This is a genomic window from Zunongwangia sp. HRR-M8 (assembly GCF_027594405.1).
Taxonomy (GTDB): Bacteria; Bacteroidota; Bacteroidia; order Flavobacteriales; family Flavobacteriaceae; genus Zunongwangia.
In genome coordinates this window covers 2668340-2680301 of record NZ_CP115161.1, presented here as the reverse complement: position 1 = coordinate 2680301, position 11962 = coordinate 2668340, and the positions used below count along the sequence as shown (strand labels likewise).

The following is an 11962-nucleotide window of genomic DNA, read 5'->3' as shown; positions in this document are numbered from 1 at the left end:
TTAAAAACGTTTTAAATATCCTACTCCAATTGTAAACTGATTGCCGGTTTCTCCTTGTCTATATTCCTGATTCTCTAATCCGCCTTCAATAAAAACTACATTTGTAGACCATAATGTCTTACGATAGCCCAGAAAAATATTATTCGATTTTAAACGATATTGATTTCCGTTATTATATAAAATATTGTTGGTTTGATTATCTGGGGAAAGGCCTGTACCAATTCTTAAATTTAGATAATCATCAGCACCTCCTAAATAATAACGAGTAATTAAACTAAAAGATTGAGATACTGAACTGTTTGAAGGCGTTAAAAAAGTCCTGAAATTAAACCAAAAACTTTTATAGTATTTCCCTACAGAAGCGGTATAAATCCAAGTTTCATCATCGAAGCCAAGGAGTCTAAAGCCAGCCTCTGCTTCCATAGCCCATGGGAGATTAGCATATAATGAAAATCCCGCGCGATAGTCTGGGAATATTCCTTCTTTATCTGAAATTCCTGCATTTACGTAGGCATAAAATGTTTTAGAAATACTGGGATAAGCATCTACTTCAAACTGAAAAGCATTGGTGCGAAATCTGTTTGCATAATTTACTCTTGCAACTACAGACCCTAATTTTGTTTGCCGGCTATAATCGATGCTGGAAAGATGCCATGGATCATCAAATTGCTCATCAAAATAAACAAAATCGTAAGTTAATCCAATTTGATTTTTTGCTGAAAGAGTCGTTAAGCGCTGACTTAAAGAACGAGCTTCAGTATTACCGGGATTGATTTTTAAAAGTCGGCTATTTGCTTCCTGAGCTAATTTATATTCTTTTAGATCTTTAAGTACTTTTGCTTTCAGTAGTAATAAATTTTCAGAATCTGGATGCGCTTCTAAACCATTATTTATAATATTTAAAGCTTTTTTTGAGTCATCATTCCAGTATTCCAAACTTGCATAAGCAAAAGATCCATCTTCGTGACCTGGATTGTTTTTTAGTACTTTTTCAAATTCAACACGAGCACTATCTATGTTCTTGCTCCAAGTATACAATCTACCTAAAAAAACACGAATACCCGTATAATTTGGACTTTGATCAAGAGCTTTCTTAGAAAATTTAATTGCTTTTGGATAATTGTCTTCCTCAAAAGCAGCTTCTCTAGCCATTGTAAACAATTCATCTGAACTATAATTCTGCGAAAATGCATTAGTTTGCAAGCATAAATAAAATAAAATTACTGTTAAGTAATTGAAGGTCGATTTATTTAATAGATTCATTTTAGTAGCATACATAGTTGACTCATGAAATTTGGGTACTATGAATATAAAAATTTATAACAATTTAATGAGTAAATTTATTAGATAAAGAATTCTAATTAAAGATTTTGAAAGGAATTCTCTGGTAGATTATCTAAATTTCAAAATCTGGATTTGTTTTTGCCGTAATTTCATGAATAATTTGATCAAGATCTTCAGCAGATTTGGTTATTTCTTTTAAGTAGAAATCGGTATTATCTTCAAAATTCTCGCCAAGCATATACACTAAAGACATCATTCTTACTAAAGGAGCTCTAACTACGTGGCTTTGGGTCCACGCAATTTCTTCTAGTTTTTTGTTTTGATTTTCTATAGCTTTAATGTAAGTAAGTTGTTTTGTTATATCGATCGCAATTACGATTCTTGCTTGTTTTCCTCCAAAAGTGATTATGCTGCTATGCACTTCTACATCTAATAATTCACCATTTTTAGTACAATGCTTTAAAATGCCACGGTAGCTTTTTCTTAAATGTTTATTATGCTCATATGCTTTTTTTACCGCCTCAGTGGTTGTATCATCAGATCGAATATCATCCATTGTTTTGGAAAGAAACTCCTGATAAGTGTACCCATACTTTCTTAGAACGGCTTCATTAATATCGATAATACGTAAAGTTTCAAGATCGTAAACAAATATTGGCTGAGGACACAATTGAAATAATTGATTGTAGCTCGATTTTGCTTCTTCTAAGGCATTAAAATAATTAGGGCGATCAATATTTTGTCTCAGCGCATTGTAAATAGCAAATGAATCTAAATGTTTTTTTACAATATAGTCTGATGCTCCTTTTTCTAAACATAACATTCTAAATTTTTGATTCAGCTTATTGCTAATAATTACAATCGGAATGGCGGTGGTAAACGAAAAAATGCTTTCCAGTTCTTCTAAACCATCGTCTTTAAAACTATCTAGGTCTATAAAAATTATATGTGTTCTAAATTTTTTAATGAAGGAGATCGCTTGCTCGGCATTATATACGCAATTTAATTTAGCAGAGATAATATCACTGTCTAAATAATACCCCAGGTTTAATGGCTTATTATCGAGATTAGAAATCGAAAGTATTTCGTAGGGCATACTTTTGTTCATGATATCGTTAACGTAGAATAGATAGCAAGAATTGTTTCATTTTAAAGCGATAACAAAAAAACGAATAATTACTCGTGTGCGATACATTTATTTGTTAATATATCATTTTAATTTTCAATCCAAATTTTCGATCTTAGACTAAAGAAAAAGTCTATGAAAATTACAGATGTTAATGGGACTGTAAGTCTTAACAATGGTTTAAAAATGCCTTATTTAGGGTTGGGGGTGTATAAAACTAAAGATGGTGCAGAGGTGAAAAATGCTATAAATTACGCTTTAAATGCTGGGTATCGCCATATCGATACAGCTAGTTTTTATAAAAATGAAGAAGGTGTTGGAAAAGCCATTCAAGAAAGCGGATTATCTAGGGAGGATGTCTTTATAACAAGTAAAGTCTGGAACGATGATCAAGGTTATGAAGGTACTTTGAAAGCGATTGATAAAAGCTTGGCAAAATTGAATTTGGATTATTTGGATCTTTATTTAATCCATTGGCCGGTACCCGATACTCTAACTGAAACTTGGCGTGCAATGGAAGAAATTTACAAGTCTGGTAAAGTGAAAGCTATTGGTTTATGTAATTGCGTAGAACATCAAATGGATGAAGTTATCGAAAACGGAAGTATAAAACCAATGGTGCTGCAGAATGAGTTTCATCCAAAATTGCTTCAGCAAAATATGCTTGATTATTGCGCTGAAAAAAACATTCAGTACGAAGGCTGGTCACCATTAATGCGTGGACAAATTTTAGATAATCAGATTATTAAAAATATTGCTGAAAAACATCGAAAATCGCCTGCTCAGATAGTCCTTCGCTGGGATTTGCAAAAAGGAGTGATTACTATTCCAAAAAGTGTTCATCAAGATCGAATTGAACAAAATGCTGCTATTTTTGATTTTGAATTATCGGTAGATGAGGTAATGGAAATTGATTCGTTAGACAATAATGAAAGAACAGGCGCACACCCCGATCATTTTATGGAGCATTTTGCTAAAAAGTAATAAAATAATTTTAAAATCTTTCAATTATATCTTTATAAAATATTTTGGAAAATATAAACTATACTATTTAATTTGTGCTTCTTAAATCGGGATGTGGCGCAGTCTGGTAGCGTATACGCCTGGGGGGCGTGGGGTCGCAGGTTCAAATCCTGTCATCCCGACTCAGACCATATATAAATGGCGTTAAAAAACCTTGATAATCTATTGATTTTCAAGGTTTTTTTGTTTTTATGATGTTTTTTAAGATCATTTAAAATAATTAAAAATGTGACCTATTCGGTGACCTTTTTTTTGGTTATCTTGTAGCTCATATTGATTTGACTTTCGTTTTCACGCCTTTTGTCTAATTTGAAAACGGAACACTATGAAAAATGCTGTAAGTTTTGTAATACGTTTTTTCTGAAATAAATCATTTACATAAACTCGGAATTCTCTTTTCAATTAAGACCGTTAGTTCACGCCATAACATCAGAGTTTTGTAATAAATCATTTTATTTTTCCCAGAAATAGTACAATTAAAAACTTTGAAAGAGGAAAATTCTTAAAATATAAAACAGCTCAAATTTTCTTCAACAAATAAAAGTTTTCATTCAAAATCAGTGTTTTTTCTTCAATGACTTTATGGTCATATTTTTCCGAAAGACTAAAATAATCCTGTTGATCTATTAAGCTGTAATTAGGTACAGAGGTATAATAGCGATCATCAATAGTTTGGTAATCATCTTCACTTGTTTTTGCAACTTTTAAATTGAAAAAGCGCAAGAGATTTTTAAAAGCTTGGGTATCTTTTATCGTTTCCTGAAAAGAAGCACTACCAATATAGTCGCCAGAGTTTTGAATGGTATTAAATAACTGAAACAGGCCATTGGTTTCCGCTCTGTTTAAAAAGAAAAGCACGCCTTCTATTAAGATAAAACAAGGCCTATTTCCTTTAATTGTATTTAGTTTTGTAATTAAACCAGACTTATATTCTGAAGTGAAATCGACACCGATAAAATGAATATTCCGTTTTGGTAATACATCCTTTTGTTGCCAATGTTCTAGTTTTTGCTTTTTATAAGTTACTATTTCAGGCTTATCGATTTCAATATGCAATAGTTTCTTATCAATTAAAAAAGGATACATACTGAAGCCGCTTCCAAAATTGATCAGTACATCAATTTCATTCTTTTGTACTAATGCATTAATTTCATCCAGAAAATATCTATTCCTTAAACAGTGAGTAAAAGGCTCTTCTGAAGAGACTTGTTTAAGATATTCGGCGATCCATTTATCAGTTTTAGAATTTTGCCATAGTTGGGCAAAAGTATCCTGACTCAAATTTTTATCGGTTGCTCGGAAAGCGGAAGTCACAAAAGCGGTTTCATGAACTCCGATGTTTTTTGGATGTTCCATTTTGATTGATGTTTTGATAAAATCTTATCGATCTAAATTAAAAAAATAGTAATGTAGATTAAAATCATTTCATTGAAATAACGAATTGAATTTCTTTACAAATTAATTATAATTACCCTTCGCCCATTTTATAGTAGGTAAGATCCATTCTTTTAAAGGCCTGAAAAGGAAACCATGATTCAAGCCTGTATTTATCTCAATTTCTTTAAAATGTGATATGTTACATGTGGAGTTCTTCCTTCTTTCTAATGCAGAAACCCCAAATGGATCTGTTCTTTCATAAATCGTCAGAATATTACCGCAAAAATTAATTTCAGGAATATTAACCAAATCACTCTCCCGAAAGCAGGCTATAAAAACAAAATTTAAATCTGGATTGTTCGCCAGTGTTGAAACATATTGCGCTATGTAACCTCCTTTAGAAGTTCCTACAATGGTAATTTTATTGGCATCTACACCTATTGCTAACAAACTATCTATCTGTTCAACTATTAGTAATGCATATTCCCGAGCATTTACACGACCATTTCTTTTCTCACTAAAAACTTTTAATCCTGAACTCCTGAACTCCTTCAATATAGCATCATATTCCGTTTTTCCATATTCTGGATGAATATCATTTAATTCATATTCTTCTAAAAATCTATTATGAAGGAAAAACAAGTATCTACTTTGTTCATTTCCATAAATAGTCATTGTAGAATGAAGTAATAAGAATAGAAGGAATCTCTTCATTTTTTAGCACTATAGAGGATGAATTATATCTTAACTGAATCTTGACTTATAAAAATAGCACTAATATTTTAACTAAGAGATGTTTATACCAGATAGGGAAAAAACTTAGTTCTATTTAGCGATTTCATTCTTTCTTATGCCTTCAGCGTAATAAAAGGGCATATGGCTATAATCGTTATTATTATGCATTAAACTTCATTTTTCTGTGAAATTTACTTTGAAGAATTGCATGTTTATGGAGGTTTCCGGAGTTTTTCTGTAAAAATCCATTTAAACCTTTAACATTAAAATTTAAAAATAGCGAATCTCAATAACAATGAGTGCTTACAACATTGTTCTGAGTTATCGCAATTATCCCTCCAAAGTTTATTTATAAATCTTTATAAGTTAATACCTAAATTTACAAACAAAAGGTGCGTTCGGTTTATAGTAAAAAAATTAGTCTCAATCAGCAATATGTTATCGGTATTTCGATAATACTATTAGCGTTTTTTACATCATACTTTTTTCAAGATTTCATGGGCTACAAAGTGGTAGCTCTTATACTATTATTGGCGGTTTCGCTTACGGCTGTAATTTTTAGTATATTTCCGGTATTGGTTTGTGCTTTGCTAAGTGCACTTATCCTAAATTTTTTCTTCATTCCTCCCTTTTATACTTTCAAAATTAATTCGGCTGAAGATTTATTGTTATTTATAATGTACCTTCTTATAGCCATGATTAACGGTGTACTCACTATTAAAATTAGACAATTCGAGGATAAAAAAAGAGATGAAGAAGAAAAAGAAAAAACAATTGCACTTTATAATACCTTGCTCAATTCTTTATCTCATGAGCTTAGAACTCCGATTTCAACCATAATAGGCTCGGTAGATACTATTGTTGAGAATGAAGAAAAATTATCTAAAGAAATTATCCAATCGCTATATGATGAAATCGCAACAGCGGGACATCGGTTAAATCGTCAAGTTGAAAATTTACTCAATATGAGCCGCTTGGATGCAGGAATGTTAAAACCAACTTTTGATTGGGTAGATGTAAGAAAAAATGTTGTAGCCGAAATTTCAAGAATATTTGGACATAGCTCCTAATCGTTTAAACATAAACGGAATCAAATTATTCAGGATAAATAGAAACAAACGGAAATTTCAGAATTTCCTGACCTGAAAATATCAGCTTAAATTTAGATTATTTTTCTTTTTTCTGAAGATCTTGAAGGTTTCTATCAGGTTCAATTGAATCACAGGAAGATGCAGATCCACCAGTTAGATTTACTTAATAGAAATTTTATCCCAGGTAGGTTAAATGCTACTTGGTTAGCAATATGGCTTATATCGGGATCAATCAAGTTTGGTTGGATTTGAGTAAATAATAATAAAGTAAATCTAATAAATCCAAACCATCTTTTTGTCATCCAATTTACCCCTGTTTTCCGTGAAATTTTATTTCAATAAAACTTATACCTTCGCTGCTAAAAATCACCTCCATTATTGGCTAATAATAATGGAGATTTTAAGATTCAATTTTAAAATTATAAAGTAATTTTGTAGCAATCTAAAGGGGTATGAGCTTTAAGAAAATCTTTTTTTGGCTATTTTTTGGAATACTTTTTCAACTCCATGCCCAAGATGAAAATATTAATTTCCGGTCTTTTTCAAATTTACCCAGTGGTGTACCTATTAAGTATTATAACCATTTAAAAACCGCAAAAAATCCTTTAAACAGATTATTTTACCTAGATACTATTTCTCAGATTTTCAAAATTTCAGGAAGCGTAGATTCATTATTAGTTTATGGACAAAAAATACAACGAGAATCTAAATTATTAGATAACTCGTCACTTCAGAATAAATTTGAACAGTTAGGACTATATTATGAGGCTATTGGCAAAAGAGATATTGGCCTTTTAGATGAGGCTATAGCCAGTTTTATAAAAGGAATGGAAATTTCAGGAGAAGCTGAAATTAATGCTTTCTTAAAATTAGGCTTGGCCGAAACTTATTTTCTAAAAAGAGATCGTGATAAAACGGTTTTATATTTAAATCAGATAAAAAATCCTTCACAAAATTTAAAGTTAGCATTTTCTATAGATGCTTTAAAGATAGATGTAGCCATTCTCGATAAAGACTTTGATGAAGCACAAAATTTAGTATTAGAAGTGCTTCAGCATAAAAAAATCAACAATTTTTTAGCCTTACAGTTACGGGTTGAAATTGCAAATGCACAAATTACGTCTTTAACCGGTAATCAGGAACAAGCAATACAAATGTTCCAACAAACTAAACAGAAAGCTCTAGAATTTAGTTTGTACGATTTATATATAAAAAGTGTTTTAGCAGAAGGTAGTCTTTACATCCGAATGGAAGATTACCAAATGGCAGAATTTGCACTGAGTACAGCATACGCCAATACTATAAATTGGAATCGGTTAGAATTACAACGCGATATAATTAATTTATTAGTGGTATTGTATAAGGCTCGTGATAACTATAAAAATGCATATAGTTTAATGACGCAAAAAGAATCGATTACTCGCTCCATAGCTAAAAAGCAAAATCAACGTTTAGTTAGAGATATCGAGCTTAAATACGAAACCTTAAAAAAAGAGCAAGAGATTAATAAATTGCAAAAAGAGCAATTAAAAAAAGAAGCAGAAATTGATCATCAAAGAACTACAAAAAATGCTTTTTTAATTGGATTTCTGGTGATTTTAATACCAATAATACTCTTGTTAATTGTGTATTATCAGAAATTACAGACACAAAGCTTGTTAAACAAAAAACAAGAAGATTTAAATAAAAAAGAAGTACAAGCCTTGTTGCAAAAGCAAGAATTAGATTTAACCAAAACAAGTATTAAAGCTCAAAATGAAGAACGTAATCGAATAGCTCGAGAATTACACGATAGCATTGGTGGTAATCTTGCGGCCATAAAATTACAGATGAATAATGGAAATAGCTCTTCAAAAGAACTAACTATTATAGGTCAATTAGATGCTACCTACCAACAAGTACGCGAAATCTCGCATAGCCTTATTCCAAAAGAGTTTGAGGAACAAGCGTTTAGTAGTCTTATCAAAAGTTACTTAGACAAACTTAGGGGAACCGAAAGTCTGGATATCGAATTTAGTGCATATCCCGAAGCAAGAATTAATAAAGTTCCTGAAAAAATGCAGGTTACGCTTTTTAATATTTGTAAAGAGTTAGTAACAAATGCAATAAAGCATTCTGAAGCTAGTTTGGTTAGTATACAGATAATTATGCCTGAAGAAGAGTATAGCCTTTCTTTGTTATACGATGATGATGGGGTTGGTTTTAATACTGAAGGTAATTTTAAAGGAATCGGTTTTAGAAATATTACTCAGCGTGTTCAAGAATATAATGGAACAATTGCTATAGATAGTGCTAAAGATAGGGGAACTGTCATAAGCATTGAATTTCCCAAAATAAAATTTACTGAAGAATAATGAAATATACTATAATTATTGCCGACGATCATGCCATGTTTATTGATGGTGTAAAAAGTATTTTAAACGACGAAGAAAATATAGATGTAAAACTTACCGCTGCTAATGGCGAACAGGTTTTGAAGTATTTACAGATAAATACAGATGAAGCAATAGATTTAGTAATTACAGATCTTAGTATGCCAGGAATGGATGGTATCGCACTAAACTCAGCAATTAAAAAGGAATTCCCGAATGTGAAAACCTTGGTCGTTAGTATGTCAGAAGATGGAGAAACAATAAAGCAACTTACCGAAACAGGTTTAGAGGGATATATTTCTAAAAATTCCGAAAAGCGAGAATTATTAAACGCAATTACAACCATTTTGAATGGAGGCACTTATTTCTCTGCACGGATTAAACAAGTTTTGATGGATACAATGCTTGAAACTCGGAAAAAACCGGTGGTGAAATTAACCAAAAGAGAAAAAGAGGTTTTAAAATTAATAGCCAAAGAATATACTACTCAAGAAATTGCAGATGAACTTTTTTTAAGCAAACACACTATAGAAAGTTATCGTAAAAATCTTATATCAAAATTACAGGTACGTAACTTGGCAGGTTTAACTCGTTATGCGCTGGAGAATGGTATTCTAGAGTAAGCTCCCTGAAAACAGGGTGTATTTTTTCCCAATATACGGGTTATAAATGAAGGAGTACTTCGTTGCATCTTTGTAAAAAATAAAAAATACAAATTATGATTTACGGTATCACTCTCATTTTATTAAGCATCATCGCAGTGCCATCTTTAATTCTTTCAAAAAAACCAAACGCCGAAGAATTGTTGGCTAAAGTAGCTCCTTATCAGGGCTGGATTGGGCTGGTATTTTGCATCTTTGGAGTTTGGGGAATTATTTCAGCTATCCTTAATTTAGGTTGGTTAACTTCAGCTCCTATCTGGTGGGCAACGTTATTAGCAGGTAGTATTGTAGAAGCAGGTTTAGGTTTTATGCTTGGTTTTTCACTTATTAATAGTCTGTTGCTTAAAAATAATGCTGCGGCACAAGAAAAAGCAGCTACTTTAAGAGAGAAAATAGCTCCTAAACAAGGAAAATTAGGAATTTTAGGCTTGATTGTAGGCAGCTGGATGATTATTGCTTCCTTTTTATTTGCAGTATAAAGTACTCTAAATAACTATTAAAAACGCTGGTAGAATTGTTTTTAAATTTTACCAGCGTTTATTTATTTTAATGATTTTCTTCCCAAGTTTTTCCTTCAGGAGTATATCTCCATTCAAAATAGTCATCTAAAACTTTTAACGAGTTTTCACTTGGTACAGGTCCTAAATGCGGATTAGCATCCAAATACATCACTTTTGGATTATTTTTACTGAAGCTAGGCCATTCTGGAACCGATGGGCTATTCGGATCTCCGTATTTTGCAAAGTTGGTCCAATAGGTTCCCATGAGTTCAGCTAATTTTTTATCTGAAGCTGAAATGTCTCCCTTATTTACCACCTCTAAGTTCATAAAAGCATAAGCTATATCTTGTCCGTGAGGAGAGCCATATCCATATTGTGGAGAATCTTTTGGGTACTCCGGATGTTTATCAAAATAATAATAAAATACATTGGTATTGCCTTTTTGAGATTGCAAATTGGCCCACTTCCAAGTATGCCAACCAAAAGCGGCGTCACGTGTTAAATCTCTAGCTGTTTTAGAAACTTTATTTTCAGAAACCGGATAGGCTTCAATAAGTTTATCTGAAAATTTACCATATCGATTTTGAACGTTTTCTATATACTGTTGCGGAGTTTTTTCTCTTGAAAATGAAGCTCCTTCATCAGAATTATAACCAATTAAAACCGGAACATCATTAAAGTTTCCATCTTTATATAATTCATATTGAGCATCCGGAATAACATAACCATCAACTATGGGCCAGCTACTTTGCATACCCATTCCCATAGGTAAATCTTCTGCGGGTAATTCTCGAAGTTCTTCAATAGAAGATACATCTGCTTTTTTTAAGTATTCAACTCCATCCGCTTCTGCTTGTTTAAGCGTTTTCATATTTTCACCCGGATAGGTAGTTTTTCGAGTAGGACCAAACGAACCTCCACTTTGTGAAATAGCTCCTTTAAATAAGCCTTTAGCTAAAGGAGAAGCACATAACATACTCACAGATATACCTCCGGCAGACTCCCCAAAAATGGTAACATTATCCGGGTTTCCACCAAAACTTTTAATATTATTTTGGACCCATTTTAATCCGGCGATTTGATCTAATAACCCATAATTTCCAGAGGTGTTGGATTCGGTTTCTTTGCTTAATTCAGGGTGTGCTAAAAATCCTAGCGGGCCTACTCTATAAGCTATGGATATTACGATCACTCCCTTTTTTGCAAGAGAAGAACCATCGCACACAGGTTCTGCACTACTTCCAAAGCTAAAACCTCCTCCATAAATCCATACCATAACCGGTAAATTTTCGTTTTTACTTTTGGCAGGTGTCCAAACATTCAAATAAAGGCAATCTTCACTTTTTCCAGCAACAGGATTTCCGGGCTGGAAGGGAGAATTCGAAAAATTAGTAGTGTTTTTTATGCCTTCCCATTTTTTTACAGGTTGTGGAGCTTTCCAACGTAATTCATCAACTGGAGGAGCTGCAAAGGGAATGCCTTTAAAAATAGTTAAATCGTTTTCGTTATAGCCTTTAATGAATCCGCCTTCAACTTTAATTTTAGTAAAATTTTGAGCGCTGACGAGTAGATTACAAAATATTAATGTGAAAAATAATAACTTCTTCATATGTTTTTTAATTTTTTATGCATTGAATATCAATGTTTTATTTTTTTGATGATTGGTGGAAAATAAGTATAAAAAAACACTTATTAATCGGTATTAAATTTACAAATAAATCGATTGACACATTAAATTTAAAATCTGAATTATCTTCTGAGAAAGTAGTATTAAGGCCTAATTGATATTCAA

10 protein-coding genes and 1 tRNA gene are annotated in these 11962 nt (G+C 32.0%); 6 read left to right on the top strand and 5 right to left on the bottom strand.

Features of this window, described 5'->3' with window-relative positions:
• Entirely contained in the window at positions 1–1278 is a 1278-nt protein-coding gene (locus tag PBT89_RS11505; RefSeq protein ID WP_270062038.1) for a YaiO family outer membrane beta-barrel protein, read from the bottom strand.
• A gap of 118 nt (positions 1279–1396) precedes the next feature.
• Positions 1397–2380, bottom strand: coding sequence for a PAS domain S-box protein (locus PBT89_RS11500; RefSeq protein ID WP_270062037.1), 984 nt, complete (start codon positions 2378–2380; stop codon positions 1397–1399).
• A 165-nt stretch (positions 2381–2545) separates the two neighbouring features.
• Here PBT89_RS11500 and PBT89_RS11495 point away from each other — a divergent pair, with 165 nt between their 5' ends.
• Positions 2546–3394 (top strand): aldo/keto reductase, encoded by an 849-nt coding sequence (locus PBT89_RS11495; protein WP_270062036.1) that lies wholly within the window; start codon positions 2546–2548, stop codon positions 3392–3394.
• 87 nt (positions 3395–3481) lie between these two features.
• Positions 3482–3555: transfer RNA gene (locus PBT89_RS11490), tRNA-Pro, on the top strand.
• 397 nt (positions 3556–3952) lie between these two features.
• On the opposite strand, the gene PBT89_RS11485 is transcribed toward PBT89_RS11490, so the two are convergent.
• Positions 3953–4789, bottom strand: a complete 837-nt coding sequence (locus PBT89_RS11485; RefSeq protein ID WP_270062035.1) for a class I SAM-dependent methyltransferase — start codon at positions 4787–4789, stop codon at positions 3953–3955.
• Positions 4790–4891: 102 nt separating this feature from the next.
• Positions 4892–5524, bottom strand: a complete 633-nt coding sequence (locus PBT89_RS11480; RefSeq protein ID WP_270062034.1) for an alpha/beta hydrolase — start codon at positions 5522–5524, stop codon at positions 4892–4894.
• Between the two features lie 413 nt (positions 5525–5937).
• Between PBT89_RS11480 and PBT89_RS11475 the strand changes: the two genes are divergently transcribed.
• From PBT89_RS11475 to PBT89_RS11460, 4 genes are all read left to right on the top strand, one after another.
• Positions 5938–6615 carry a sensor histidine kinase gene (locus tag PBT89_RS11475; RefSeq protein ID WP_270062033.1) on the top strand — a complete coding sequence of 226 codons (678 nt, stop codon included), beginning with the start codon at positions 5938–5940 and terminating at the stop codon, positions 6613–6615.
• Positions 6616–7088: 473 nt separating this feature from the next.
• Complete coding sequence (locus PBT89_RS11470; protein ID WP_270062032.1) at positions 7089–8990, top strand: tetratricopeptide repeat-containing sensor histidine kinase; 1902 nt, start codon at positions 7089–7091, stop codon at positions 8988–8990.
• Positions 8990–9631: a response regulator transcription factor gene (locus PBT89_RS11465; protein WP_270062031.1), complete on the top strand. Its 642-nt coding sequence runs from the start codon at positions 8990–8992 to the stop codon at positions 9629–9631. The genes PBT89_RS11470 and PBT89_RS11465 overlap by 1 nt, the downstream gene beginning before the upstream one ends.
• A 95-nt stretch (positions 9632–9726) precedes the next feature.
• Positions 9727–10149, top strand: a complete 423-nt coding sequence (locus PBT89_RS11460; protein ID WP_270062030.1) for a hypothetical protein — start codon at positions 9727–9729, stop codon at positions 10147–10149.
• 67 nt (positions 10150–10216) lie between these two features.
• Here the strand turns inward: PBT89_RS11460 and PBT89_RS11455 are convergent, their stop codons facing one another.
• Positions 10217–11779 (bottom strand): carboxylesterase/lipase family protein, encoded by a 1563-nt coding sequence (locus PBT89_RS11455; RefSeq protein WP_270062029.1) that lies wholly within the window; start codon positions 11777–11779, stop codon positions 10217–10219.
• Between the last annotated feature and the right edge of the window lie 183 nt (positions 11780–11962).

What these genes read in the sequence shown, in the direction of transcription:
- PBT89_RS11505 (WP_270062038.1), bottom strand. Translation starts at nt 1,278, where the DNA reads ATGTATGCTACTAAAATGAATCTATTAAATAAATCGACCTTCAATTAC.
- PBT89_RS11500 (WP_270062037.1), bottom strand. Translation starts at nt 2,380, where the DNA reads ATGCCCTACGAAATACTTTCGATTTCTAATCTCGATAATAAGCCATTA.
- PBT89_RS11495 (WP_270062036.1), top strand. Translation starts at nt 2,546, where the DNA reads ATGAAAATTACAGATGTTAATGGGACTGTAAGTCTTAACAATGGTTTA.
- PBT89_RS11485 (WP_270062035.1), bottom strand. Translation starts at nt 4,789, where the DNA reads ATGGAACATCCAAAAAACATCGGAGTTCATGAAACCGCTTTTGTGACT.
- PBT89_RS11480 (WP_270062034.1), bottom strand. Translation starts at nt 5,524, where the DNA reads ATGAAGAGATTCCTTCTATTCTTATTACTTCATTCTACAATGACTATT.
- PBT89_RS11470 (WP_270062032.1), top strand. Translation starts at nt 7,089, where the DNA reads ATGAGCTTTAAGAAAATCTTTTTTTGGCTATTTTTTGGAATACTTTTT.
- PBT89_RS11465 (WP_270062031.1), top strand. Translation starts at nt 8,990, where the DNA reads ATGAAATATACTATAATTATTGCCGACGATCATGCCATGTTTATTGAT.
- PBT89_RS11460 (WP_270062030.1), top strand. Translation starts at nt 9,727, where the DNA reads ATGATTTACGGTATCACTCTCATTTTATTAAGCATCATCGCAGTGCCA.
- PBT89_RS11455 (WP_270062029.1), bottom strand. Translation starts at nt 11,779, where the DNA reads ATGAAGAAGTTATTATTTTTCACATTAATATTTTGTAATCTACTCGTC.